Source organism: Devosia beringensis, from assembly GCF_014926585.1.
Taxonomy (GTDB): Bacteria; Pseudomonadota; Alphaproteobacteria; order Rhizobiales; family Devosiaceae; genus Devosia; species Devosia beringensis.
Map to the genome: position 1 here is coordinate 1983309 of NZ_CP045422.1, position 24422 is coordinate 2007730.

26 protein-coding genes and 1 tRNA gene are annotated in these 24422 nt (G+C 62.7%); 4 read left to right on the top strand and 23 right to left on the bottom strand.

The features are described 5' to 3' along the window. Positions 1 to 2 precede the first annotated feature (2 nt). The 13 genes from GDR53_RS09745 to GDR53_RS09805 form a co-directional block, all read right to left on the bottom strand. Positions 3 to 1373 carry a murein hydrolase activator EnvC family protein gene (locus GDR53_RS09745; protein WP_193337858.1) on the bottom strand — a complete coding sequence of 457 codons (1371 nt, stop codon included), beginning with the start codon at positions 1371 to 1373 and terminating at the stop codon, positions 3 to 5. Positions 1374 to 1477: 104 nt separating this feature from the next. Beyond that, a complete protein-coding gene (rlmH, locus tag GDR53_RS09750) occupies positions 1478 to 1960 on the bottom strand; it encodes a 23S rRNA (pseudouridine(1915)-N(3))-methyltransferase RlmH (protein ID WP_193337859.1) in 483 nt (160 codons plus the stop codon). Between the two features lie 9 nt (positions 1961 to 1969). After that, complete coding sequence (gene rsfS, locus GDR53_RS09755) at positions 1970 to 2296, bottom strand: ribosome silencing factor (RefSeq protein WP_193338032.1); 327 nt, start codon at positions 2294 to 2296, stop codon at positions 1970 to 1972. A 243-nt stretch (positions 2297 to 2539) separates the two neighbouring features. After that, a complete protein-coding gene (locus GDR53_RS09760; protein ID WP_332872440.1) occupies positions 2540 to 3181 on the bottom strand; it encodes a nicotinate-nucleotide adenylyltransferase in 642 nt (213 codons plus the stop codon). A 6-nt stretch (positions 3182 to 3187) separates the two neighbouring features. Next, positions 3188 to 4471 carry a glutamate-5-semialdehyde dehydrogenase gene (locus GDR53_RS09765; RefSeq protein WP_193338034.1) on the bottom strand — a complete coding sequence of 428 codons (1284 nt, stop codon included), beginning with the start codon at positions 4469 to 4471 and terminating at the stop codon, positions 3188 to 3190. Continuing rightward, the gene (proB, locus tag GDR53_RS09770; protein WP_408639791.1) at positions 4455 to 5612 is read right to left on the bottom strand and encodes a glutamate 5-kinase; all 1158 of its coding nucleotides are present in this window, start codon (positions 5610 to 5612) and stop codon (positions 4455 to 4457) included. The genes GDR53_RS09765 and proB overlap by 17 nt, the downstream gene beginning before the upstream one ends. Further along, positions 5612 to 6655: a GTPase ObgE gene (gene obgE / locus GDR53_RS09775; RefSeq protein WP_193337860.1), complete on the bottom strand. Its 1044-nt coding sequence runs from the start codon at positions 6653 to 6655 to the stop codon at positions 5612 to 5614. Before obgE ends, proB begins: the two co-directional genes overlap by 1 nt. Beyond that, positions 6652 to 7176 (bottom strand): GNAT family N-acetyltransferase, encoded by a 525-nt coding sequence (locus tag GDR53_RS09780; protein WP_193337861.1) that lies wholly within the window; start codon positions 7174 to 7176, stop codon positions 6652 to 6654. Before GDR53_RS09780 ends, obgE begins: the two co-directional genes overlap by 4 nt. Before the next feature lie 8 nt (positions 7177 to 7184). Then, on the bottom strand, positions 7185 to 7706 hold the full coding sequence (locus GDR53_RS09785; RefSeq protein ID WP_193337862.1) for a GNAT family N-acetyltransferase: 522 nt from the start codon (positions 7704 to 7706) through the stop codon (positions 7185 to 7187). After that, positions 7703 to 8233, bottom strand: a complete 531-nt coding sequence (locus GDR53_RS09790; protein ID WP_193337863.1) for a GNAT family N-acetyltransferase — start codon at positions 8231 to 8233, stop codon at positions 7703 to 7705. Before GDR53_RS09790 ends, GDR53_RS09785 begins: the two co-directional genes overlap by 4 nt. A 124-nt stretch (positions 8234 to 8357) precedes the next feature. Further along, on the bottom strand, positions 8358 to 8624 hold the full coding sequence (gene rpmA / locus GDR53_RS09795; RefSeq protein ID WP_193337864.1) for a 50S ribosomal protein L27: 267 nt from the start codon (positions 8622 to 8624) through the stop codon (positions 8358 to 8360). Positions 8625 to 8635: 11 nt separating this feature from the next. Beyond that, the gene (rplU, locus tag GDR53_RS09800) at positions 8636 to 9220 is read right to left on the bottom strand and encodes a 50S ribosomal protein L21 (RefSeq protein WP_193337865.1); all 585 of its coding nucleotides are present in this window, start codon (positions 9218 to 9220) and stop codon (positions 8636 to 8638) included. A gap of 226 nt (positions 9221 to 9446) precedes the next feature. Next, the gene (locus GDR53_RS09805) at positions 9447 to 10220 is read right to left on the bottom strand and encodes an MBL fold metallo-hydrolase (RefSeq protein WP_193337866.1); all 774 of its coding nucleotides are present in this window, start codon (positions 10218 to 10220) and stop codon (positions 9447 to 9449) included. 217 nt (positions 10221 to 10437) lie between these two features. Between GDR53_RS09805 and GDR53_RS09810 the strand changes: the two genes are divergently transcribed. Then, positions 10438 to 10527, top strand: a tRNA-Ser gene (locus GDR53_RS09810). 696 nt (positions 10528 to 11223) lie between these two features. Further along, positions 11224 to 11511, top strand: coding sequence for a hypothetical protein (locus GDR53_RS09815; protein ID WP_193337867.1), 288 nt, complete (start codon positions 11224 to 11226; stop codon positions 11509 to 11511). Between the two features lie 15 nt (positions 11512 to 11526). On the opposite strand, the gene GDR53_RS09820 is transcribed toward GDR53_RS09815, so the two are convergent. Beyond that, positions 11527 to 12722, bottom strand: a protein-coding gene (locus GDR53_RS09820; protein WP_193335575.1) for an IS3 family transposase whose coding sequence is annotated in 2 segments (ribosomal slippage) — positions 11527 to 12473 and positions 12473 to 12722 — 1197 coding nt in all. Because the reading frame shifts where the segments join, the coding sequence is not laid out codon by codon here. A gap of 91 nt (positions 12723 to 12813) precedes the next feature. Here GDR53_RS09820 and GDR53_RS09825 point away from each other — a divergent pair. Next, the gene (locus tag GDR53_RS09825) at positions 12814 to 13050 is read left to right on the top strand and encodes a hypothetical protein (RefSeq protein ID WP_193337868.1); all 237 of its coding nucleotides are present in this window, start codon (positions 12814 to 12816) and stop codon (positions 13048 to 13050) included. On the opposite strand, the gene GDR53_RS09830 is transcribed toward GDR53_RS09825, so the two are convergent. Beyond that, positions 13047 to 14057, bottom strand: a complete 1011-nt coding sequence (locus GDR53_RS09830; RefSeq protein ID WP_193337869.1) for a hypothetical protein — start codon at positions 14055 to 14057, stop codon at positions 13047 to 13049. The two genes, GDR53_RS09825 and GDR53_RS09830, sit on opposite strands and share 4 nt — an antisense overlap. After that, on the bottom strand, positions 14054 to 14350 hold the full coding sequence (locus GDR53_RS09835; protein WP_193337870.1) for a hypothetical protein: 297 nt from the start codon (positions 14348 to 14350) through the stop codon (positions 14054 to 14056). Before GDR53_RS09835 ends, GDR53_RS09830 begins: the two co-directional genes overlap by 4 nt. A gap of 148 nt (positions 14351 to 14498) precedes the next feature. Between GDR53_RS09835 and GDR53_RS09840 the strand changes: the two genes are divergently transcribed. Beyond that, positions 14499 to 14807, top strand: coding sequence for a helix-turn-helix domain-containing protein (locus GDR53_RS09840; protein WP_193337871.1), 309 nt, complete (start codon positions 14499 to 14501; stop codon positions 14805 to 14807). Between the two features lie 11 nt (positions 14808 to 14818). Here GDR53_RS09840 and GDR53_RS09845 read toward each other — a convergent pair whose 3' ends face one another. The 7 genes from GDR53_RS09845 to GDR53_RS09875 form a co-directional block, all read right to left on the bottom strand. Beyond that, complete coding sequence (locus GDR53_RS09845; protein WP_193337872.1) at positions 14819 to 15502, bottom strand: recombinase family protein; 684 nt, start codon at positions 15500 to 15502, stop codon at positions 14819 to 14821. Positions 15503 to 15508: 6 nt separating this feature from the next. Next, positions 15509 to 15820: a hypothetical protein gene (locus GDR53_RS09850; RefSeq protein ID WP_193337873.1), complete on the bottom strand. Its 312-nt coding sequence runs from the start codon at positions 15818 to 15820 to the stop codon at positions 15509 to 15511. A gap of 72 nt (positions 15821 to 15892) precedes the next feature. Further along, the gene (locus GDR53_RS09855) at positions 15893 to 16093 is read right to left on the bottom strand and encodes a hypothetical protein (protein WP_193337874.1); all 201 of its coding nucleotides are present in this window, start codon (positions 16091 to 16093) and stop codon (positions 15893 to 15895) included. Positions 16094 to 16563: 470 nt separating this feature from the next. Next, positions 16564 to 20328, bottom strand: coding sequence for a hypothetical protein (locus GDR53_RS09860; protein WP_193337875.1), 3765 nt, complete (start codon positions 20326 to 20328; stop codon positions 16564 to 16566). A 543-nt stretch (positions 20329 to 20871) separates the two neighbouring features. Then, positions 20872 to 21951: a hypothetical protein gene (locus GDR53_RS09865; protein ID WP_193337876.1), complete on the bottom strand. Its 1080-nt coding sequence runs from the start codon at positions 21949 to 21951 to the stop codon at positions 20872 to 20874. A 172-nt stretch (positions 21952 to 22123) separates the two neighbouring features. Next, on the bottom strand, positions 22124 to 22603 hold the full coding sequence (locus GDR53_RS09870; RefSeq protein WP_193337877.1) for a hypothetical protein: 480 nt from the start codon (positions 22601 to 22603) through the stop codon (positions 22124 to 22126). Positions 22604 to 23240: 637 nt separating this feature from the next. Then, on the bottom strand, positions 23241 to 24257 hold the full coding sequence (locus GDR53_RS09875) for a site-specific integrase (protein WP_193337878.1): 1017 nt from the start codon (positions 24255 to 24257) through the stop codon (positions 23241 to 23243). Positions 24258 to 24422 lie beyond the last annotated feature (165 nt).

Genomic DNA, 24422 nt, shown 5'->3' on the forward strand with positions numbered 1-24422 from the left:
TTCTATCCACTCTGTGTCGGGGTCGCCCACCAGCCGGTGGGATCGACGGGCTCATTGTTTTGTCGAAGTTCAATATAGAGGGTCGGCTGGTCCGCGCCAGCATTGGTGGTGACCGTGCGGCCAATTGTGCGTGAACCCATGGTGCCCAGCGGCATGCCCATTTGCACGAACTGACCGATATCGACCGTGACGGCATCCAGCCCGGCCAGCAGCATGGTGTAGCCTTGACCGCTATTGAGGATGACGATTTGGCCATAATTGAGGTAGGGGCCCTTATACAGCACCCAGCCATCGGCCGGAGCCACAACCTGGGCCTCGGCCCGGGTGACCAAGGAGATGCCGTGATTGATGCCGCCAAAGCCATCGCTGGCCCCGTAATCGAGCACGTTGACGCCATTGGCCGGCATGGTGAGATAGCCGCGGGCAACGCCAAAGGGGATGGCCGGCTCGGTACGGGCGCTGTTGGCCAGGGCCAGCTGGATGGCTTCGGGGGTCATCACCGGCAGGTCGGGGTCGAGGCCGGCATCAGCCGCCGCGGCTGCCTCGGACACCGAGCTGACCTGGGCCGAAAGCGAATCGACCAGTTCCTTGAGCGTGGAAGCCCTGGCTGCCAGGGCGACGGCCTCTTGCTCTTCGGCCGCCAGCTGCGTCGTGCGCACGCCAATGCCTTGCTTGCGCGCGGCAATGAGGGTGGCGATGCGCAACTGCTCTTCCTCGAGCACGGCATGGTTGGCGCGCAGCGTGGCTTCCTCGGCCAGAGCGGCGGTCTTGATGCGGGTCAGCTCGGTCAGGTCGGCGGTGACCGATTCGGCCTTGGCGCGCAGCTGAGGCACGATGGCGGCGATCAGGATGGCGCTGCGGGCCGAGCCCAGGGCGTCGTCGGGATCGACGATCAGCGCCGGCGGCGGGTTGAGCGAGATGCGTTCGAGGGCCGCCAGCACATTGGCGATCTCGGCCTGTGAGCCATCGAGCCTGCCGCGTACTTCCAGTTCGGCGACGATGAGGTCGGAGAGGCGTGTCTCGACATCGGCAACTTCGATTTCGGCCAGCTTGACGCGCTGGGCCGCCGCGATCAGGGCGGCGTTCTGCTGGGTGCGATCGCCTTCCATGGCGGCGATTTCGGCCTTGAGCTCGTCAATGCGCTGCTGGCTGAGGGAAAGCGAGGATTCGACGGCCTCGAGGTCCGACTGGGTGGGGGCGGCGACGGTGGCGGGCTGTTCGGCGGCTGCGGGCGTTACAGCAGCGGGCGCTGCCGCGGGCGGGGCGGTCGGCGCGGGCGTTTCGGACTGGGCCAGCAGCGGCAGGCTCGACAAAGCCGCCAGCAGCGTGCCGGCAAGCCACAGTCCCCGTCTCTTGCCCGGCGCCAGCGCCATCATGTCTCCAGCAGGGCGATCTGCGCCCGAATCAATGCCGCACCATAGCAATGGTGCAGAAAACCGCAGGTTAACGCTGCTTAACCATGTCGTGAGCGGGATGGTCAATCGCCGCGATGATAGGGGTGGCCGGCCAGAATGGTGGTGGTGCGATAAAGCTGCTCGGCCAGCATGATGCGCACCAGCTGGTGTGGCCAGGTCAGGGGGGAAAAGCTCAGCACCAGGTCGGCGGCAGCAACGAAATCGGGGTCGAGGCCATCGGCGCCACCGATGACAAAGCTTACGGCCGGGCGGCCGTCATCGCGCCAGCGGCCGATCTGGTTGGCGAGTGCCTCCGAAGCGATGGCCTTGCCGCGTTCGTCCAGCGCCACGATCAGGCCCTCGGGCAAGGCGGCGCGCAGCGCCTTGGCTTCGTCGGCCTTGCGGCTGGCGGACGAGGAGGCGCGCGACTCGGTCTGCTCGATGACGTCAAAGCCCGTCAGCGCCAGCGGCTTGCCGCCGCCGACGGCGCGGTCGAGATAGCGGGATACCATCTCGCGCTCCGGCCCGGCCTTCATGCGACCGACGGCCGCAATGGTGAGGCGCACGGGGTCGCTCTAGTGCGCGTCAGCCGCGAAATCGGCCTGCCACATCTTTTCGATGTTGTAGAACTCGCGCACTTCGGGGCGGAAGATGTGGACGATGACATCGCCGGCATCGACCAGGACCCAATCGCAATGGGGCAGGCCCTCAATGCGGGGCTTGCCGTGACCGGCATCGCGCAGGGCGTTGACCAGCTGGTCCGCCACGGCGCCGACATGGCGCTGCGAGCGGCCCGAGGCGACGACCATGTGATCGGCCAGCGAGGACTTGCCAATGATATCGACGGCAACGATGCCCTCGGCCTTGGCATCGTCAAGGCAGTTCAGGATCACATCGATCATGGGGCGTTCCGGGGTCGCGAGCGTAGGGGCGACGGGAGTGGCGGTGTTTTCGGGCAGGGCGGCCATCATCAATGGCCTTCCGCCCATGCGCGTGCATGGGTCATGCGGGGGATCAGCATCCTTGGTAGTTGATCGGAATGTGCAGGCGTCTTTGCAAACGGCAAGCAGGCAGTTCCTGTCTGGTGACGTATATCACACTAGGTCAATATGCGCTTTTGATGACGGTTTATCAAGATTGCGTCTTCATTTTGGCTTAACGTCCTGCCGACGGGCCCGAATGGCCGATGACGAGAGCGGCGACTGGCGGCCATGGAGGTACACCCAGGCGGGTGCCGGCAGGCGCGCCAGGGTGGTGGCATCGTCCTCATCCACCCGCCACTGGGCCAGGGCGCTGGCCGCCATGGAGACCGGGGCCAGCCGCCCGGAGCCGGGCCGCACATAGACCGCCAGCGGCACCATGGCGGCGATATCGCGCCAGCGTTCCCAGCGGCTGAAATTGACCAGATTGTCGGCGCCCATGATCCAGACGAAGTGCCGATCGGGCATGGAACTGGTCAAAAACCGGATGGTCTGCCAGGAATAGGTGAAGCCATGCGCCGCTTCAAAGCCGGTGACCCGCACCCGGGGATGGTCGAGCAACTCGCGCGCCGCGGTAACGCGATCGGCCAGCGGCGCCAGGTCATGGTTGTCTTTGAGCGGGTTGCCGGGCGTCACCAGCACCCAGATCGCGTCGAGGTCGAGCCGCCGCAGCGTTTCCTCGACGACAAGCCGGTGACCCTGATGGATCGGGTTGAAGCTGCCGCCGAACAGGCCGATGCGCATGCCGGTCCCGGAGGGCGGCAGCTCGGTAATGCCGGGAATATGAAGGGGATGGCGCAGGGTCAAAAGGGGTCAGGGTCTCGTCTGGCCGGTGCCGCGGACACGGTATTTGAAACTGGTGAGCTGTTCGACGCCGACGGGCCCGCGGGCATGCATTTTGCCGGTGGCAATGCCGATCTCGCCGCCAAAGCCGAACTCGCCGCCATCGGCGAACTGGGTCGAGGCATTGTGTACGAGGATGGCGCTGTCGATCTCGTTGAAGAATTTTTCGACCGCCGCAGGGTCCTCGGCGATGATCGCCTCGGTGTGGTGGCTGGAATACTTTTCAATGTGCGCGATCGCGGCTTCGAGGCTGTCGACGACCTTTACCGAGATGATGGCGTCCTCGTATTCGGTGCGCCAGTCCTGCTCGGTCGCCGCCGTGGCCTGGGGGATCATCGCCATCACGGCCGCGTCGCCACGGATCTCACAGCCCTTGGCGAGCAGGGCGTTGATGATGGGCCGGAGATGGGTGGCCACCACGTCCTGGTGCACGAGCAGGGTCTCGGCCGCGCCACAAACGCCGGTGCGCCGCATCTTGGCATTGAGGGTGACGGCGACGGCCTTGTCGAGGTCGGCTGACTTGTCGATATAGACATGCACCAGGCCCTCGAGATGGGCAAAGACCGGCACGCGGGCGTCGGCCTGGACGCGGGCGACCAGGGTCTTGCCGCCGCGCGGCACGATAACGTCGATATTGCCGTCCAGGCCCTTGAGCATTTCGCCGACCGCGGCGCGATCGGTGGTGGGCACCAGCTGCACACATTCCACCGGCAGGCCGGCCAGGTGCAGGCCGTCAAGTATGCAGTCGACCAGAGCGTGGCTGGAATGAAAGCTGTCGCTGCCGCCACGCAGGATCACCGCATTGCCCGACTTGATGGCCAGCGCGCCGGCATCGGCGGTCACATTGGGGCGCGATTCAAAGATCACGCCGATGACGCCGAGCGGCGTCCGAACGCGCTCGATATGGAGGCCATTGGGCCGGTCCCATTCGGCGATGATGCTGCCGACCGGATCGGGCAGTTCGGCAATGGTCTTGACGGCTTCGACGATGCCGTCGATGCGGGCATCGGTCAGTTCAAGCCGGTCGAGAAAGGCGGCCGAAATGCCTTTAGTCCGGGCGGCTGCCATATCCTTGGCATTGGCGCCCAGGATGGCCTTGCGATGGGCATTGATGGCGCCGGCCGCGGTCAGCAGCGCCGTGCGCTTCTGCTCGGGCGTCGCCAAAGCCAGGGCCCTGGCGCCGATGCGGGCGTTGCGGCCGATTTCGGCCATGATCTCGGTCAGGGCGACGGGGTTTTCAGCTTGGCTCATGATGGTTCTCATGGCTGTCCTCCTTGGCGCCCACCAGCACCAGATTGTCGCGGTGGATCAGCGCGGGGCGATTGCCGGCACCCAGCAGCTCAACCACGGTATCGCTATGCTTGCCCATGACGAGGCGCGCCTCCTCGCTGTGCAGCGAGGCCAGGCCGCGGGCGATTTCGACGCCGTCGGGATTGTTGACGCCGATGGCGTCGCCCCGGCCGAAGGCGCCGCTGACCTTGGTGACGCCCACCGGCAGCAGCGACTTGCCGGTCTGCAGCGCCCTGGCGGCGCCGGCATCGACCTGCACGGTTCCCGAGACCGTCAACGTGCCCATGATCCAGCGCTTGCGCGCCTGGGCTCGGCTCTGGGCAGGATGGAACAGGGTGTGGCGGGCGCCCTCGGCCAGCGCCTGGAGCGGATGGCTCTCGGTGCCCTTGGCAATCAGCATGGCCGTGCCGGCCTGGGTGGCAATCTTGCCGGCCTCGATTTTGGTGGTCATGCCGCCGCGCGACAGGTGGCTGGCGGCGCCGCCCGCCATGGCCTCGATCGCCGGGGTGATGCTGGCGACTTCGGGCAGATGTCGGGCGTCGGGATGGGTCGCGGGCGGGGCGGTATAGAGCCCGTCAATGTCGCTGAGCAGGACAAGGCAATCGGCCTCGATCATGGTAGCGACGCGGGCCGACAGGCGATCATTGTCGCCATAGCGGATTTCGGCGGTGGCGACGCTGTCATTCTCGTTGATGATGGGCACCGCGCCCAGGCCCAGCAGGGTGGAAATCGTGGTGCGGGCATTGAGATAATAGCGCCGCTCTTCGGTAATATTGGGGGTGATCAGGATCTGCCCCGTGACGATGGCGTGGCGCCCCAGAGCCGTCGCCCAGGCCTGGCTGAGGGCGATCTGGCCGGCGCTGGCGGCGGCCTGGCTCTGTTCGAGCGTCAGGGCCGTGGCCGAAAGGCCCAAGAGGCCCCGTCCCAGCGCAATGGCGCCGGACGAGACGATGACGATATCGCGTCCCTGCGCTTTGAGTGCGGCAATGTCCTCGGCCAGATCGGCCAGCCATGCCGAACGCAGCTCGCCCTGCTTGTCGACAAGCAGGGCCGAGCCGATCTTGATGGTCAGGCGCTTATAGGGCGCGAGGGCATTGGCACGCATCAGGGGGCCCAGTTCGGCTCGACCTTGCGCCGCGCCGCCTCGAGCTTGGCAGCCTTTTGCGCATCGAGGGCTTCGATGATGCCGTAGAGCACCATGTCGGTGCCCTTGCCGGTCACGGCCGAGACCTGCAGCACGTCCTGCTTGCTCAGCTTTTTGAGCAGCTTGACCTTTTCCTTGAGCTCGTCGGCCGGGATGGAGTCGATCTTGTTGAGCACCACGATTTCCTGCTTTTCGCCCAGACGTTCGTCATAGGCGGCCAGCTCGTAGCGGATCGACTTGTAGGCCCGGCCGACATCGTCCTGGGTGCCATCGATGAGATGGATCAGCACGCCGCAGCGCTCGATATGACCGAGGAACCGGTCGCCAATGCCGACGCCTTCGCTGGCACCCTCGATCAGGCCGGGAATATCGGCCAGCACGAAATCGCGCTCGCCGATCGAGACCACGCCCAGATTGGGGTGCAGGGTGGTGAAGGGATAGGCGGCGATCTTGGGCTTGGCGGCCGAGACGGCGGCCAGGAAGGTCGACTTGCCGGCATTGGGTTCGCCGACCAGGCCCGCGTCAGCGATCAGCTTGAGCCGCAGCCAGACCCATTTTTCCACGCCCAGCTGGCCGGGATTGGCGTGGCGCGGGGCCTGGTTGGCTGATGTCTTGAAGTGCGCATTGCCAAAGCCGCCATTACCGCCCGAGAGCAGCACGACGCGCTGGCCCACTTCGGTCATGTCGGCGATCAGGGTTTCGTTGTCGTCTTCAAAGACCTGGGTGCCGACGGGCACGCGCAGTACCGAATCCACGCCATCGGCGCCGGTACGGTTCTTGCCCATGCCATGGGTGCCGGTATTGGCCTTGAAGTGCTGCTGGTAGCGATAATCGATCAGGGTATTGAGCCCGTCGACGCATTCGAGCACGACGTCACCGCCGCGCCCGCCATTGCCGCCATTGGGTCCGCCGAATTCGACGAACTTTTCACGCAGGAAGGACACGGCGCCGCCCCCGCCATCGCCGGAGCGGATAAAGACTTTGGCTTGATCGAGAAATTTCATTTCGGTCTGGCCTTCCAGACGCCACGCGTCATTTGTGTGTCGATATGCTCCACCTCGGCGTCGCGCGCAAGGCAGAGCAGGGTGGAGCGTCCGGTTTGGGTAAACCCGAGCTTGGTTTGAATGGCCAGCGAGGCCGTGTTGAAGGCGAAAACGCCCGAAATAACCGTCTCGGCCCGTACGGCGCCGAAAAACCAGTCGAGACTGGCAATCACCGCTTCGGTCATGATGCCCCGGTTCCAGAACGGCCGCCCCAGCCAGTAGCCCAGAATGGGACCCTTGGGCCCGGCATGAAAGCCGATATGGCCGACAAAGCCCTGGTCGGGCAGTTCGATGGAAAACGTGGTTTCCATCGCCGGCAGGCCAGGCTTGCGCGTGCGCAGCCAGGCCCTGGCATCGCTGATATGGTACGGGAAGGGCACGCGCGCCAGATTGCCGGCCACTTCAAAATCATTGAGGTAGCGCGCAATGGGTTCGGCATCGCCGACCTGGGGCGGCCGCAGGATCAGGCGCGGCGTATGCAAGGTGGTGTTTATGATGCCGTCCACCCCATGACCAGCAGCGGCTTGCCGGCATGGCGCTCGACCACGCTGGTGGTGCGCTCGGTGGCGGTAAAGCCGGCTTTTTCCAGCACGCGGATCGAGGCCGGATTGCTCAGCAGCACGCGCGCGGTCACACGGGGGATAGCGCCAGTGGCCTGCACGGCGCCCAGCAGAGCGGTCACCGCCTCAGGCGCATAGCCCTGGCCCCAGAAGGGCTCGCCCAGCCAATAGCCCAGCTCGGGCACCGCCTGGGCAAATTTCAGACTGACCACGCCCATGAAGGTGCCGGCGGTGCTGATGGCATAGGCGCGCGGATTGGCGGGGTCGTCGAGACCGCCGAGAAAGGCCAGGCCATCGGCCGGCCGATAGGGAAAGGGCATGACCGCGGTGGATTCGACGACCTTCCAGTTGTTGGCCAGGGCCACCAACTGGTCGAGGTCGGCCAGAACGGGTGCCCGCAGGGTCAGCCGGGCACTGGTGATGACAACGGGCAGGGCATCCCTGGTGGTCATGGCGCGAACTCCAGCCGCATCAGGGCCAGGGGCTTGCCCGCCAGGTTGCCCGTCTTGTCGGTGCCCTCGCCGATAATGCTGAAGCCCAGCTTGCGCAGCACGTTGTGCGAGGGCGTATTGGTCAGCAGCGCGCGCGAGCGCAAGGCCGGGATGCCGGCGGCCCGGGCTGCGGCGACAACGGCGCTGGCCGCTTCGGTGGCATAGCCATGGCCCCAGAAGGGTTCACCCAGCCAGTAGCCGAGCTCGGGCAGTGCATTGGCGTCGAAACGCAGGCCGACCACGCCCATGAAGCTGCCGGCGCCGTCGAGAATGGCGTAGCAGCGCTCATCGGGGTCGGGAACGACCTGCTCGACAAAAAACCGGGCGTCGTCCTCGGTATAGGGAAAGGGCAGGCGCGACATCACCTGATGCACGCGCGCATTATTGGCGAGCCGGGCAATGTCGGGGACATGGGCCAGGGTCGGCGTGGTCAGCAGCAGGCGATCCGTCGCAAGCGAGGCGGGGAGGCGGTCCTTGAAGCTGTCCATGGTTGTGCTCAAATCAATAATGCGAAAAGGGGAACCGGCGAACCGGTTCCCCTTATCAATTTCGCTTGGTCGCGAACACGAGCCGGGGAACAGGTCACCGGCCGGGTTCGAGAAACCTGCCGGGTTATTCGGCGGCCATAGCCGGGTCGACAGAAACGAACACCTTCGAATTGGCCTTGGTGCGGAACGACACATTGCCGTCGACCAGTGCGTAGATGGTGTGATCCTTGCCCAGGCCAACGCCCGTGCCGGGGTGCCACTTGGTACCGCGCTGACGGATGATGATGTTGCCGGCAACGACAACTTCGCCACCGAACTTCTTGACGCCGAGACGACGGCCAGCGGTATCACGACCGTTGCGGGATGAACCGCCTGCTTTTTTGTGTGCCATCTTCTAGCTCCTTATTCCTTGTCGGCCTTGGGTGCAGCCTTCTTGGCCGCGGCCTTCTTTGCCGGCTTTTCAGCGGCAGCGTCGTCGGTGGCGGCTGGCTTGGCAGCGGCCTTGGGGGCAGCCTTCTTGGCCGGAGCCTTCTTTGCCGGAGCCTTCTTTGCCGGGGCCTTGGCCTCGGTGGCTTCAGTCGCGGCGGCTGCCTTGGCGGCGGCGCGAACCTTGGCCGGCTTGCCGGCGACTACGGTTTCGGTTGGGGCAGCAATACCAGCCGCCTTGATGGTTGGCTTGGCGCCGCCCGTCAGGATCTCGGTGATGCGCACGGTCGAGAGCAACTGGCGGTGGCCGTTGCGACGACGGTAATTGTGGCGACGGTTCTTCTTGAAGATGATGACCGTCTTCTGCTTGCGAGTCTCCAGCAGTTCGGCGGCGACGGTAGCGCCCTCGATCAGCGGTGCGCCCACTTCGCCGTCAATCATCAGCACCTGGTCGAAGGTGACGATGGTGCCGGCTTCAGCATCGAGCTTTTCAATCTTGAGAACGTCGTTGGCGGCAACCTTGTACTGCTTGCCACCGGTTTTGATCACGGCAAAAGTCATAGCTTAACCGGGAGCGTCAAACGCCCGGTCCCATTGTGTCGCGTCCTGTGGCGCCGCAGGGCAAGCCCCGAATCCTGCGGTCTTCGTGAATGCGTGCCGGCGATCAGGCCGGCGGGCAACCTCGAACAGCGTTTTCAAACAAAGGCAGCGCGCAAGACCAGCCTGCGCGCAATTCCGAGGGCGCTTATCAGGGCAAATGCCCCAAGAGTCAAGCGGAACGGGCGGTTCAGCCGCCGTTGGGATACCAGTTGGCCAGGCGCAGTTCGGTGTCGGCATTGATGCCGGTTTCGAGCACGCTGAGGTCACTGTCGCCATAGTGATAGGGGTAGACGATTGCCGGCTTGAAGGTGTTGATCGCCTCGAGCGCCTGCTCTGGCGTCATGGTATAGGGCAGGTTCATCGGCAGGAAGGCCACGGCAATGCCGGTCAGCGCCAGCATTTCGGGCGTGGGCTCGGTATCGCCGGCCACATAGACCACCTTGTCGCCCAGGGTGATGAGATAGCCATTGCCCACGCCCACGGGGTGATAGTTCATGCGGTCGGCGGTGGTATTATGCGCGGGAATGGCGCTGACGGCGATGCCGTTGAGCGTGCCGCCGCTGCCATTGGCCAGCGCTGTTGCCTGGGCCTTGAGCCCCTCGGGCAGCTGGTCGAAGACTTCCTGGCTGGTGATGATCGGCGCGCTGCCGGCAATGGCCTCGAGCGTAGCCAGATCGAAATGGTCGCCATGGCCATGGGTGATGAGGATGGCGGTGGCGGCGGGCAGGCCTTCATACAGCGCGGCGCCGCCGACCGGATCGACATAGATCACCTGGTCGCCGTAGCCGAGCAGCAGGCTGGCATGGTCGATCGGGTGGACGATGATGTCGCCGTCAGCGGTGGGGATCGCGTCGCCGTCAAGGGTGGCATCCTGAGCAAAGGCTGCTCCCAGATGGCCGCCGCCGATGGACAGCAGGGATAGGGTGGCCATGCCGGCCATCAGTTCACGCCGTTTTACCATTGTCGTCTCCCGTTGTTGTGCATTGCAGGGCTTGAACGCAACGGGTTGGCGCTTGGATGGTCAACGCACAAAAATGTGACGGGGCGGCCGGTGCCGGCCTGGCCCGGGCGCAAAGCCAGGCGAATGCGGCAAAGGGGAGTTGCAGGCCGGTTGCGGCTATGCCATAAGCCGCCCCGTGTCGACTGCACGGGCCCCTCGGGGCTTTCATCGATCTCGCGGAGAGATGGCAGAGTGGTCGATTGCACCGCACTCGAAATGCGGCATGGGGGCAACTCCATCGGGGGTTCAAATCCCTCTCTCTCCGCCATCGATCCTTAAGCAAGCTACTGAAAATCAACTGCTTTATGGACGCTAGCCTGCCGTCGCGCTTGGGGCAAGGGCTTGGCGCGTGTGGCCACCGGGAGCGGAACTCCGGTTGAACTGATGTGACCTCCGTGTGACAGACACCTCCTCGCTCAAATCCGGAGATGACCTCAAGCTGCGACTCGTGGTTGGTTGCATCCTCTAGGTAAAGGGGGCGGTGATGGTGTTGTAGATTAAGGGTTGCCCGGTAACAGGATACGCGGAAGCGACCGTCATTGTTGGGGGGGACTACAGGCGCATCCACTGTAGGCCGCTGGGTGGGGAGTACCGGCTATCCGGCACCACTGTGGAGTGGGTTGGGGCGCTCAGTCTGGTTGAGAAGGCGAAGCTTGCGGTCTGGATTGTAGACCAGATGCGACTGGGCGCAGAGACAGCGGTGGTGACCACAAGCAACCTTCAGGAAATCACCTCCCGGCCTCGCATGGCAGTGCTTGAGCGCGTCCAACGACTCTATCAGTTCCTGGGGCGCCAACTTTCTAGCATTGGAGCATCCACGCGCTGGATACAGCGTCAGGATATGGACACAGAGAGCTTGGCGCGGGTCACCTATACACGCACTGGAGCACGGGCTTGGAGTGAATGCGCAGACGACGGGGAGCTGGATGCCTTAGCTTCCTATGGGTTCGCGCAGGGGATGCTGATGGATGGTAAGTACCGTGGAGATATTGCACTAACAATCGCTGGTTGGAATTACCTAGAGCAGCTCGACAAGACGACTTTCAGGTCCGATCAAGCGTTTGTCGCCATGTGGTTCGACCCCGAAGTCTCATCTGCCTATAAGGACGGCATAGAGCCAGCCATCCGTGATGCCGGATATGTCCCCATGAGGATCGACCAGAAGGAACATGCCAACCGCATAGACGATGAGATCATTGCGGAGATACGCCGGTCCCGCTTTGTCGTGGCAGACTTCACGTGTGGCCTATGACGTGAGCCCCCGACTTCATCCAGCCGAGAGCAGAGTCCTTTCGTCGTTTGAGCCTTTCGGGCTCGGTGGTGCAATGGGAGGGAGCGCGGTGCTCCCCAGTTGCTCAAGCGCTCCGTCCCATTGCATGCCGGGAGCGTTGAGTTTTGCGTAGATGGCCGGCGGCAGATTGCCAAGGCTGCCATGTGGTCTGACTGTGTTGTAGTCCTCCTTCCAGGCCGCCAGGTTGAACCTGGCGTGTGCCAATGAGGTGAACAGGGTCTCGTTGAGCAGTTCGTCACGCAGCCGGCCGTTGAAGCTCTCCACGAACGCGTTCTGTGTCGGCTTGCCGGGCGCGGTGTAGTGCCATTCAATCCGCCGATCCTGGCTCCAGCGCAGGATTGCCATACTGGTCAGTTCCGTCCCGTTGTCACTGACCACAGTGTGCGGTCGGCCACGCTGGACCATGAGCAGATCCAGTTCTCGCGCCACCCGAAGCCCGGACAGCGATGTATCGGCGATCAGGCAGAGGCATTCCCTGGTATAGTCATCGACAATGCACAGGATGCGGAAGCGTCGACCATCGGTCAGCGCATCGCTGACAAAATCGAGGGACCAACGCTGGTTCGGACCTGACGGCAGGACCATGGGCGCCCGTGTACCCAAGGCTCTTTTGCGGCCGCCGCGACGGCGAACCTGCAGCCGTTCCTCGGCATAGATCCGACGCAGCTTCTTGTGGTTGAGCATGATCCCCTCCCGATCCAACAGCACATGCAGCCGGCGATAGCCGAACCGGCGGCGCACGGCCGCCAGTTCGCGCAGCCGTGCCCGAACGGCCTGATCATCGGATCGCGTGCTCACATGACGCACCGATGTTCGATCAACCCCGATCACCGAACACGCCCGACGCTGGCTCACCGCGAAGGCCTCGCAGAGGTAAGCCACGGCTTCTCGCCTGACGGCGGGCGTTACCATTTTTTTGTGCTGAGATCCTTGAGCATGGCGTTGTCCAGCATCGCCTCGGCCAACAGCTTCTTGAGCCGGGCGTTCTCGTCTTCCAGGACCTTGAGCCGCCGTGCCTCGCTGACGTCCATGCCGCCGAACTTGGCCTTGTACTTGTAAAACGTCGCGCTGCTCACGCCATGCTTGCGGCACACATCGGCAGTCGGCATCCCGGCCTCCTGCTCCTTGATCATGCCGATAATCTGTTCCTCGCTGAACCGCGAAGCCTTCATTGTCCGTCTCCTTTAATGGACGGACTCTACTCATTTTTGGAGGAGATCTAAGGGCTCACGTCACCTAGCGAAGGATGCGAAGGGAGTGGTGGTGCTCGATAAGAAGGGCGACCCAACTCCCCTCCCTAGGGGCGGGGTCTACTACGAGGCCGGTTTTGCTCAGGGCTTAGGCATTCCAGTCATCTGGACCGTGAAGGCCGACCACATCGATCATGTGCATTTCGACACACGCCAGTTCAACCACATCACGTGGACCGACGCGGCGGACCTACGGGAGAAGCTTAAGAACCGCATCGGGGCGGTGCTCGGGCCGAATGTCCAGCACTAGGGGTAGTCGGCCCCTAGGTCCCGGTCACTAATCCAGTCTTCGCGGAACCCCTTGAGTGGGGACATCAGGTCGTACGGCTCACCCCATATTGCTCGGCGCTCGGGCGCCTCTAGACCCCAGAAATCCTCCAGCAACTTCTTACTGCCCAAGCGCAAGGCGAGGTCTGAGTCTGAGAGGATGCGGTGAAGGACGTAGCGGGCAAGTTCCGAAACCATCACCTCCATCTTCGCAATCTCTAGGCGCTTGGTCCGGTCGAACTCCACCAAGCTCTCATCCTCATGTAAGTGCTCCACCTCGCTCCTCTTGTCGAAGATAGCTCCCATCAGCTCGTGGTGATTTGGGCCGATGAACAGCTCCGTTCGACTCTTGAAGCGAGACCTAGAGTTGCCGGTGGTTGTCGCCAACATGCCCTCAATGCAGCGGACGAATTGATGAACACGATCCATAGGGTCGGCAAGGGTCCTAGCCTTCTGGTAGATTTCAAGGCACCGCATTAGCCGCCATAAGTGCGGGCCTGGGTTCTCCATTAGGCGTTCAAGCACGGTGACAATGCCGGCCGCATCTACCAGGTGATCCACCGAAACCTCACGGCGAAGGTCAATGAGGTTGTCATGGAAGCGGTGCAAGGTGCCCACTTGGCGGACATCAAGTTCACCGTTGAGGAAGCAGCCGCTTGCGTTGATTGGCTCTTCGTAGACGCTCAGCGGGCAGACTAGTTGTAGCCCCGTGAGCCACCGACCCACCTTATGGCCCAGAAACTGGTTCTCACCATCCAGGACTTTTGGACTCCGCGACTTCTGGCGGCTGACGAGGATTAGGGTGCTGGCCTCGATGTCTTCCACCCTCATGGTCCCAAGCCATTCCCGCCAGTGTCCGGGCATGTCCAGCTTCAAGGACGTGTAGGCTTCGAGCCCCTCGGCAATCGGCCCATCGGACACGCTGCTGTCAGTGGCAGTCTGAAGCCCGATTAGAGAAAACTTCTCACCCTCCGCAATCCACGGGATCATTCGGCCACGTCCTGTTGGCCCTTAAAGCTCTCTTGCAACGCCACAATGCCGGTAATCCCACTCCCGGCCAGCAGGCCCCCCAAGAGGAGAGACACCGCGTCGCCAAACCCATTCTGCACAACCGCCAGCAGCGTCGAGTACCCGATGGCGAGAGAAGCAACCAACAGCACTAGGGCCTTCGCCCATTTTGGTGCCGTCTTTTGGCCTACGAACTGGCCGAGAGACCACATGTAGACAATCGGGAACCCCGCCCCGACAGCGATAAAGGCCAGCGTTCCAAAGAAGCCCTGCACGTCGTCACCTCATGTAACGGTAAAATAATACCACATCGACCCTAGTCAGGCTGACTGGTGATACCATATGATGCGGTAACATAATACCGCAAGTGGTGCCATCATGTCGTCTCATCTGACCCTTCGAGCCCTCCTCGAAGTCAACCGCATGTTCATCGCTGAGCAACGCGAAATCAATGCTGCCCTCATCGCCACCTTTCTAGGCGTGGCTTTGGGTAGCCGCGATACGGGTGCGGGAAGGCATCTATCCATGCGGGAGCTTGCAGCTCAGATCGCCCTACCGCCTTCCACCGTGTCGCGCCACGTGCGCTACTTGGGGCCGGGCATAAGGGAAGGTGAGGAGGGCATGGGTCTAGTGGAGCTTGTGCCGTCGCTCGATGATGGCCGCGCCAAGCACGTCCGGTTGACGCTCAAGGGTGAGGCGCTATTGGGGCGCGTCCTCATGGCCAGTGGCTAAAGCCCCCGGTATTACTCGGAGGACTCTTCCTTGAGCCGCTTTGCGAGTTTGGCGATGGTATGGGCCGATGGCACAGACATCTTGCGCTTGCCGTTTTCAAACACGGCCTTCCCGTTCTTCGTCATGGGGTGCGCCATGTGTTCCTGAATGCTTCCATAGCTCCATCCCTGTCGCAGCAGATCCATGATTCGCGTGTTGCGGGCCTCGTCCTCAGGGCGGCCCTTGTAGACCCCATTGGCTTTGGCCTTTGCAATCCCCTCTGCTGCTCGCCTCCTTCGGTCCACATAGTCTTTTCGAGCGAACAGAGCCAACATGTCGAGCATCATGTTGTTAAAGGCCTCAACCATCCAGGCCGTATATTCATCCGCGCTCGTGGCCATCTGGTAGGAAGGGGGCAGGTCGAGAGCCACCACCTTCACCCCTCGACTCCTTATCTCGCCCTTGAGCCGTTCCCAGTCGTCGGCCCTAAGTCGGCTTAGGCGGTCCACCTGTTCGGTCAGCAGAATGTCGCCCGGATGGCAGTCCTCTAGAAGGCGGAACAACTCGGGTCGGTCGAGCTTCGCGCCGCTCTCGTTCTCCACATAGAAGGCCGCCACCTTGAGGCCCCGTTCCTCACAGAACCTTTCAAGCGCTGCCTTTGCCCGCGTTGCGTCCTGCTCTTCAGTGGAAGCGCGGAGATATGCTCGGATGAACATGGGGTCTCACTCCTCCGTCAGGAAGGCATTGCGCCGGGGGTTGCGGTCCACAGCTTCTAGGCGTTGGTCGTACGGTACCGCACCATCCGACAACATGCAGTCCACAAAGATCATATGCCGGGTGTCGCTATCCAGGCGCGGCCACCAACGGGCCAGCGTGTCGCCTCCCCTGTGGTCTGCCATGAAGTCGGGGCGCCGGGCCGGCTCAAGGTAGCGCTCCGCAAATACGGCCGCATCGCCATCCGTCACGGGGGCAATGCCCGGCATGAAGGAGGGCAGGGGGTCTAGGGTACGCCAAGAGGACATGGTGGCAATCATCGGGCTATCTCCGTTATGAAAAATGCACTGATAGGGAGAGGGAGGAGGCGGACCAACGCCCGCCCCCAAGTGTCAAACCCGTTCGATAAGGATGTGAACAGGTCCCATCCAGATGTCCCAACCCGTGTGGTCTTCATCGGGCCCGTCAAAGCCCAGCTGCCAGCTTCCCACCTTGTGCAGCTCAACAAAGCTGTCCAAGCCAAACGGCCGAAGCACCAAATTCAGGAAGCGCTCGGCGCCGTTTGACGAGGCCCAGTCAGCGGTCAGTCTCATTCGTTCTCTCCAATGTTGCCCAATGCATTTTGGGTATGTGCATATAAGGCACTGCATTATGGGTCTGTCAACAGGTATTGGTGCATTAAGTGCATGGCGCTGCATTTTGTGCATAGCCTAAGTGCATGGCCAAAGGACAGACACCAAGGGAGAAGGCGGCGAGGGCGCTATGTCAGAAGCAAGGGCACCCAGAGAACGCCACCTTTAAGGGCAAGCCGATGTGGATGAGCTACCTTGAGGAGGTGGACATCGTATTGAGAGCCGCACTCAGTTCGGACGAATGGCAGCGCTTGCGGGACCTTGACGGGCAATGACGCATCCAGGGGACACCTCACGGGAGGACGGGCGGCGACAACCTCACGATCTGAAAAGCCTGCCACCCCCCCCAGGGGGGGAAAGCGCCGCGCCGCCACGTATATTGTAGATGTCCCGCGACCGACCCCAAAATCCGTCCGGTATATCTGCCTCCGTTAGTAGCCCATCTTGGTCAGCATATCGCGGACGCTGGGCCGCTCTGACTGTTTCCCCCGCTGGGCTTCCTGAAGCTGGGCCCGGTGATCCATCTGCCCTTGGGAGAACATCTGGCGCAGCTCGGGGTACCTACGGATCATTTGCGCCTCGCCCATGTTGCGGTACTTGATGACGACATCCATAAGAACCCCGACCTTGGTGCCGGGAAGGTCCGGGTCGCCATCTATGAGTCGAGCATAGCCAGGCGATCCGATGATTTTGGTCAGTTGCTCCTTTAGGCTGATACCGGTGGCCGGCTCGGCGCTCAGCTCTTGGTACACATCATAGGCATTGCGGCCATCCGAGAGGGTAACCGTACGCAGGTCCACGCCGTATTTCTGAGGGGTCGGAGGACGAATGCCGAAGCCAGTCTCTAGGATGATGCGGTTGTGCTCACCCTCCACCACGTCAGTTGCCCCGCCAGTCGTCAGCCCGCGCTTACGCCAGATGGGCTCCCCGAAGCTGTCCCGCTGTGGAGGCAGCTTGTCGGAGTATCCCGGCATCCCGGCCATGGTGCGGTCCAAGAAGGTGCGGGCCTCACGCATATACTCATCGCCATTGGCGTAGGCCTTGATGGCAGACGAGCCGGGGATGAGGTTGGACGAGAGGTTGCCCACGTACCTGCCGATATTCTCGCCCCCATCGCCCGGATTGGCAATCGCTTGGATCACCTGGTTGAGGTTCATCAGGAAGGTCTTCTCGGAGAACCCCGAGGCGAGGGCAACACCAATGGCCATGATGCCGTCCGTGCTCTTCTTGCTGCCGGGATTGGTCACCATCATGTCCACCACATCAGCCACCATACCGAATGGCATCCCCACGGGGTCAAAGCGCCCAATCGGGAAGTAGGTCTTCTGGCCATCCTCACCCTCGAAGACGAAGCTATAGGGCTGCCATCCCGTGGCCTGGAGCTGCTTGCGGAGAGCTAGATCGCTGGGGCCTGAGCCCGTTATCTTCCCACTCAATGCCAGGCTTGCAGCGACACCCATGAAGGTTGAACCAAGTGCGAACTGCCCGATGGCGTGGGCCTGAGCTTCGGTGCCCAGCTTGCCGTGGAGCATCTGCCGGTATTCTTTCTGCAAATAACTCAGGCCGGGGGTCATCTTGGTGGCGTACCGGAGAACGTTCACAGGGGTCCTCACGAAGGGCAGGATGAAGGCCGCTGCTGGCCAGTTGTGGCGGAAGTTCTGGACGCCTTTGCCCAGCGTTCCCTCAAGGAGGTCCTGCTGGAAGGTGGTCGTGCGGGCTTCCTGAATTGCCGCGTTGTTGATCCCCCGACCCTCGGCATCAAAGGCGTCTTCGAGGGACCGCTTGATGTGGTTCCTTAGGGCATCGCCCTTCAGGCCGGCATCAACCCCCTCAACGGAGGCTCTGGCCTGCACCACAGAGCGATAACGGAGCTGCTGAACAAACTCGTCCACGGCGCCGAGACCCCGAGTAGGCATACCCACGCCGGTACGATACGCACCCTTCGCCGTAGCACCCGCAGCTTGCCCCATCTTGGCCATGTCGAGCGATAGGAGCCCGTTGTAGAACAGGTCCCAGGTACTCTTGATGGGCTTCCACCCGAGCTGTGGCTGGACGATGCGTGAGCCGCCCCCAGTGTACTCATTGCCGTGCGGAGCCAGCGGGGAGTCGGCCCTCATAAAAGCGTCCACCATGCCAGCCCAAGCGTCTGACACTGAGTACACCGTATAGGCGTATTCCTTCATGGCCTGCCTACGGATGGCTGAACCCCGGCTGCCCATGGCAATCGAGCCGATGAGCTTCTCGGTGGGACGTGCGGCCAGCATGTAGAGGTTGGTGGAGGTGTTCACCGCGTGGGTCGTCCAGTTCCACAGCAGATTGTTGGTGAGGAGGAAGGTCCCCTCGTCAATCACCCGCCGCATGAAGCTTGGCTTGACCATCTCACGCAGCTTGGCGGGGTCACCCCCAGTCTGGTTCAGCAGGTCCACGAGGCGCTCCGGAGGGAGGTCCTTGAACTTGGCGATGTCCGCAGCCTTGACGCCGAACTCCGCACGTTGCCGACGAAGGCCGCGCCCGAAAGCAGCCCGCATGGACGCACCCTGAGCCATCATGTCGGCCGCAGCGGTGAGGCGCCGTGTCAGCTCCTTGTAAGCAGCCGCAGGGTCACCCCCGAAGTCGTCCAACATGCCGGCCTTGATACGCACGGCCAGCGCATGGGAGTCATCGAAGAGCTTGCGGGAGATGATGAAGGAGGCTTCAAGATCGGCCACCATGTGGGTAGCGGCCTCGCCCGACTTGGAGATTTCCCCCATGACGACTTCAGGGTCAGCCCCGAAGTGCCGCGCCGCGTTGTCGATCATCTGGCGGACCTTGGCGTCGGTCAGCACGGACCCACCCTTGGCGGCATCCATCTGGCTCTGGATCGAGCGCGTGGTGGACGCAATGAGCGACTCCACATCCTCGGTCGCATTGAGCTTCTGCCAAGGTAGGTCCGCACGGGGCACCGGCTCGCCGGCTTCAAGGGCTGCTTGACGGCTACCGAACCTGTCGATCACCTCGGCCTCATGCCGTGCCGCCGCAACGATACGGACAACGCTGTCCTCGGGGACCTCCACGCTGGGCTTGTAGGTCTGGTCCTGAGGGCGGAGAGGGACGGCCGAGGCCTCCGACTTGATGGGCTCTATGTCACCCACGGCACCAGTTGGTGTGTCACCCTTGCCGGCCGGCGTGATGTCGCTCACCGAGATGTCGGCCGTGCCGCGCTCACCCGTTGGGACTTCCATATCGTCGGCCACCTTGGCGGCAGGCGCTGCATCGAACATGTCGTCCACGGCCTCAACGGTGCCCTCAATGGACTCCCGTGCGGCCCGGTCTAGGTCGGCCTTGGCCTGAAGCTCATCCACTTGGGCCAGCGCTGCCTGGGCACCCGCCTCATCACCGTTGCGGAACGCCTTGATGGCCTTGAGGCTCATCTCGAAGACGCCAACCATGGCGAGGTCCATGCCGATGCCTTCAAGGGCGTTCTTCACGCGGCCCTCAACGCCAGTGTCACCCGGAGCAGCAGCGAGGTATTCCGTGATGGGGTTCCGCAGCGGCTCGTACTGCTGGATGAGGTTCGAGAGGCGCTCCTCGTGGGGGTCCATTGCGAAGAACCCAGCGACGGCACCCTTGGCCACCTCGAAGCCGACACGACCAGCCTTGGTGGCCTCTGCGGCGCCTTTGAGCGGCCCCAGAAGCTTGCCCGCACCGACCAGCCCCGTGACGAACTGCGACACGTCCACCGTGAGGCTATTGACCCAGCCGTTTTCCTTTAGGTCGCCTCGGGTGGCCTCATGGGCGCGGCGGAACCACGACTTTTCCTCCTCGGCGGGCTCACCCGTGAAGAAGTCCTTGGTCTGGAACCCAGCGTCCACGATGCCAGCACCGATGGAGTTGATGAAGCCAGCCGGGCCCTGCCGCGTCCAGTCTTCCTCGGTACCCTCAATGCGCTCCCCCATGGGGTCCACTGGTGCGGCCCCTTCGGCTACAAGGGGGGGCTGCTGTTCGGCAACGGCGGGGGCTCCTTCGGGCTGGCGGAGCTTGGCGATACGGGCGTCCACTAGGTCCAGCAATGCGGCATCAATCGCGGGGCTTGCGTTCGGGGCGGCTTCGGTCACTTCGGCCGGAACTTGTGGCACTTCGTCGGGTGGTGAAACATCAGGCCCCTCCAGGCCCCCTTGAAGGCGGGCGTTAATCTCGTCAAATACGTTGTCAGCCATTGTGCTTCTTTCATGGAGTATCGCGGCCCGAAGCTGGTGCTTGGGGTCGGAGTGCGGTGGTCGTTATGGTGGGTGTGGTGGTTGCCTTCGGCGGCCTATTCGGAGCAGGCATCGGGTGCATTATGCGGGCGGCATTGAGCCCAATTCGCCATCGGACTCTTGGTCCAATGACTTCGATATAAGTGTTATCAAACTCCGGAAATGTGCCACTGGATGAGGGAGTAACGGGGGTGTTCGGGGGGTATCCCTCGCGGGCTTTTTCGGACCCCATTATCCGTGGCGGTGGTGCTGGGGGCAGAACTGGGGGTAGTGACGCGGAGTAGGGCTTGCGGTAGGCAGGTCTCCTCAGACCTCATCTCCCTCCTGCTTAAGGGAGCCCGTGAGCTTGTCCGGTAAGTGTCCAGTCACACTGAGCACATACTCATGGTGGCAGACACCAGGTGTCCTACTTCGAGTATCGAAGGGATGATGGAGGTCTAATCCCTCTCTCCTCACTTGATGCAACACCGGGAGGGGGGACACCGGGAGGCCATTAGGTGGCCGTTAAAGGGCCACTGCTTTGGCAGTTAACTTGAGAGCCACAGGAAACCTGAAGCCGGTAACATTGTGGGCCACTGCCTCCATGACCTCGGTGCAGACCTCCGCATGTGTATCCGCGACCAGCAGCCCATCATGTATCGGCAGAGCGACGATCCCGCGCCGGATCAACCCCAGTAAGACCGACACCATGATCTGGCTCTCAGTGAACATCAGGCGAGGCCAGATGCCCTGCCCGAACAGGGGCGCAATGTGTGGATGCTTGGCGGCCACGGCGGCGGTGACACGGCTCCCACTCCAGCCTGCCCCAAGCTCTGACTTGAGGTCATCGGGTAGGCGCACCATCGGCCCCTCTCGGCAGAGGAGGGCGGAGACGGCAGTCTTGGCAGCAGGGCGGGACATTCCCAGGTCTTCATAGAGGTCCCCTTCGGGCGGCTCCATGCCGGCCTCAGCGTATGCCAGGCGGGCGAACATCCCTGAGTAGTCCAGCTCGGCCACCGGATGCTCGTCTATGCGGAGTGATGCCCTCCTGTCGCGCTCCAAGCTCTGCCAGAAACCCCAGTAAAGGCGACCATGGCCATCGAACCTTGGAGGGCTGGTGCTGGAGGGGATGTGGAATTGCCGGATGAGATGGACCGGGGGTTGCTTCTGGCCATCCATGGTGATGCTGGCCGCGTTGATGGCGCCGTTGATGGTGTCCATCTCGCCCCGAAGGCGGTGGGTCTCTGCCGTGTCCTGATAGTCCACCAAGACCTTCACCTTGGCGCGTGGCACGGGCGCCTTGATGTAGATGCTTTCCGCCCCCTCAAGGCGGCCAAGGGCAGGACTAGCCCCAAGTGGGGACAGATGGTGCCGGAGCCGCTCGGTCGGCCCCAGCGTGGTCCTGAGTCCATTGTAGGTGCCGGCCACACGGTCCAGATACCCGAGTTGTTCCAGCGTCCCCACTACGGCCATGAAGGTCTTGGGAGGAAACTGGTGGCGCATGTAGCGGTTGTGCTTGGGGCGGCGTGTCGAGATGATGAGTCGGGACCCCTCCGGGCGATAGGCTGCAAGGAGCGCGAGGTTGGCCAGGAGGTTCGCCACCATGTCCTGCCTCCGGGTTGCGGCGTCTTGGCGGACCCTCTCAGGCCGTGGCGTGGCCGCTTCCACCTCAAGGAACAACCGTTTGGAGAGCTGCCAGAGGGCACGGGATGAGGGGATGAGCCAGCTGTCATAATGCAGGTCGGCCGCGCTCTCCGCTCTTTCCACATCGTCCGCACTACTCATTGCGTTCGGCAAGGGGGTTCGGGGTGCTGCCGTCTTCGAGCATCCACCAGTCGGGATGATCCTTGCGGTGGCTGGGGAACTCAACGGCCCTCTCACGGGCAACCCATAGGGCCCGCTGTGCAAGGCGCTGGGCGGTGTCGTAATCACCCGGCTCCTCACCTCCACCGAATGCTTGAAGGTGCCACTCACCACGCCTCAGGGCCGCCTCCACCGAGTCGAACAGGGCGTAGGCTGCAAAGGGAGTACGCTTGTTCTTGCCGGACCTCATGCCTCCGTTAAGCCGGGCAGCGGGGACATGCTTTAGGGCGTCCATCCCATTGGACCACACCAAGAGCTGCGGTGAGGCTTCGCGGTGGAGGGTGAGGAGGTGTTGGACCATTGCCGCCCGCGCCATGTCATCGGACTTCGCGTAGCCCGCCAGCCAGTGCGGAGAGACCCCGGAAAGGCTTCGGACCACGGCGGCGACGCCCACGGCCCCCATGCTGCCGTCTAGTGATTGGGACACCGGGCGGGCCACTGCAAGGACGGCTTGAGGGGTATCGGGTGTAGGCATTGGGTTGGGCGCAAAGGATTGCTGGGAGGCGGGCATGATGCCTTCCTTTCGGGAGTGTGGGTGATGGGAGGTGAGGGGGTCTAGGGAGAGGTTCCGTGCGCAGCCACGCCGGGATCGGACACTGATGGTACGACGCTTAAGGGCCAAACCCTTGGGCCACTAAAAGCAACAGGGAGGGGGACTTAACGGCCACACCAGTCGGAGTCTGGAGGCTGATCTTATATCTGGATGGACGCCTATCACGATATCCGCTCAATCAGATACCGGGGCGTTATCAGACCCCTATGTAATTTGCTCAGTGCCGTTCTCTATTGGGAGCCTATTCTAACAGACGCCCCATTGGTGCTGGTCTTCATATGGACGCCTGTTTCTAATAGACGCCCAATTGATGCCAACTTTCTTATGGAAGGCCAATTGAAGTAAGGCGGCCTACCAAGTGGCTACCCGTTATGAGATAGACGCCTGTTTCATATGGGAGGAAAACCGCCTGTTGCTCTATTGGACGCTTAATTCCCTTCCTGCTCTATCAGATAGCTACCTATTGCGCCGCACAGCCTCACACCCCCGGTGTCAATCGCTCGGGCAACTTTGCAAGGACTGACCCTGGGGCGGCATGGGCGTAGCGGAACAACTGGCCGATGGTCTTGTGGCCGCTGATGGATGCCACCTCAGGGACGGTGAGCCCCACCTCAAACAGCCGGGAGATGGCCTCGTGTCGCAAGTCGTGAAACCTGAGGTCCACCACCTGGGCCCGCCGGACCAATGCCCGCCAGCTAGAGTGCAGCGTCACGACTGCGATGGGGAACACCAGCCGGCCATCAGTATCTCCGTGCAGTTTGGCCGCCTCGTGCAGTGCCTCAATGGCCCCGCGTGTGAGGGGGATGGTGCGGCCGATACCGGCTTTCGCCTCTCGTATGCTTGCAGTGCGCCGGGCTAGGTCCACATCGCGCCAGACCAGTGAGAGTAGCTCTCCCCGGCGCATTGCCGTCTCCAAGGCGAAGCGGATCACCGGGAGCGTCAACGGATTGGTGTCCGGTCTTACTGATCCTTGGAGCCGCGCCCATTCGGTGCCACTAAGTCGGCGCTGGCGGGTGTTGTCTCCGGTGGGCAGCTTAAGGCCGACCAACGGGTTCGCCTTCAGCGGAACATCCCAGTCTGTCATTGCCTTGGTCAGGACCGCTTGGATGGTCATCAACTGTCTGCGCACAGAGGCCGGCTTCACCCTCGCCAGTCGGGCATCACGGAATGCAGCAAAGTCGGACCTGGAGAGGCCTCCAAGGGGCAGCTTGCAGATCGGATGGCGGAGGAAGGCATTGAGCATCACCACTTCCGTTCGGGCGCCCTTCTTTCGCGGGGTCTCATTGTCGCGATAGCGGGTCACGAGGTCTTCCAGCGTGGTGGACCTGAGGTCGTGCCTCTTGGGCTCCAGCTCTTGGCGGTCGGCCCTGACCTCCATCGTTCGTGCCCATTCCTTTGCGTCGGCCAGCCTGGTGAATGTCTGTGCTTGAGGTTCAAATCCCTGCCGTCTGACTTGGGCCTGGTACTTGCCGTTTCGCTTGCGGATGGACGCCATGTGGGAACCGTTTGCTGTGACAACGCTGTGACAGCAGTGGGTATTTCCAGTTCGGCAGGCCACCGGATCGGCGCAAAGACGTTGTGCGACAACACCTTATGGCAACAGAGAGGAGGCTCTAGGTACAATCCCGCCCGCACTCGAAATGCGGCATGGGGGCAACTC

Coding starts and splice junctions, on each gene's coding strand:
- GDR53_RS09745 (WP_193337858.1), bottom strand. CDS start 1,373: ATGGCGCTGGCGCCGGGCAAGAGACGGGGACTGTGGCTTGCCGGCACG.
- rsfS (WP_193338032.1), bottom strand. CDS start 2,296: ATGATCGATGTGATCCTGAACTGCCTTGACGATGCCAAGGCCGAGGGC.
- proB (WP_408639791.1), bottom strand. CDS start 5,612: ATGCGTGCCAATGCCCTCGCGCCCTATAAGCGCCTGACCATCAAGATC.
- obgE (WP_193337860.1), bottom strand. CDS start 6,655: ATGAAATTTCTCGATCAAGCCAAAGTCTTTATCCGCTCCGGCGATGGC.
- GDR53_RS09785 (WP_193337862.1), bottom strand. CDS start 7,706: ATGACCACCAGGGATGCCCTGCCCGTTGTCATCACCAGTGCCCGGCTG.
- GDR53_RS09790 (WP_193337863.1), bottom strand. CDS start 8,233: ATGGACAGCTTCAAGGACCGCCTCCCCGCCTCGCTTGCGACGGATCGC.
- rpmA (WP_193337864.1), bottom strand. CDS start 8,624: ATGGCACACAAAAAAGCAGGCGGTTCATCCCGCAACGGTCGTGATACC.
- rplU (WP_193337865.1), bottom strand. CDS start 9,220: ATGACTTTTGCCGTGATCAAAACCGGTGGCAAGCAGTACAAGGTTGCC.
- GDR53_RS09805 (WP_193337866.1), bottom strand. CDS start 10,220: ATGGTAAAACGGCGTGAACTGATGGCCGGCATGGCCACCCTATCCCTG.
- GDR53_RS09815 (WP_193337867.1), top strand. CDS start 11,224: ATGGATGGTAAGTACCGTGGAGATATTGCACTAACAATCGCTGGTTGG.
- GDR53_RS09830 (WP_193337869.1), bottom strand. CDS start 14,057: ATGATCCCGTGGATTGCGGAGGGTGAGAAGTTTTCTCTAATCGGGCTT.
- GDR53_RS09840 (WP_193337871.1), top strand. CDS start 14,499: ATGTTCATCGCTGAGCAACGCGAAATCAATGCTGCCCTCATCGCCACC.
- GDR53_RS09845 (WP_193337872.1), bottom strand. CDS start 15,502: ATGTTCATCCGAGCATATCTCCGCGCTTCCACTGAAGAGCAGGACGCA.
- GDR53_RS09850 (WP_193337873.1), bottom strand. CDS start 15,820: ATGATTGCCACCATGTCCTCTTGGCGTACCCTAGACCCCCTGCCCTCC.
- GDR53_RS09855 (WP_193337874.1), bottom strand. CDS start 16,093: ATGAGACTGACCGCTGACTGGGCCTCGTCAAACGGCGCCGAGCGCTTC.
- GDR53_RS09860 (WP_193337875.1), bottom strand. CDS start 20,328: ATGGCTGACAACGTATTTGACGAGATTAACGCCCGCCTTCAAGGGGGC.
- GDR53_RS09865 (WP_193337876.1), bottom strand. CDS start 21,951: ATGGTGGCGAACCTCCTGGCCAACCTCGCGCTCCTTGCAGCCTATCGC.
- GDR53_RS09875 (WP_193337878.1), bottom strand. CDS start 24,257: ATGGCGTCCATCCGCAAGCGAAACGGCAAGTACCAGGCCCAAGTCAGA.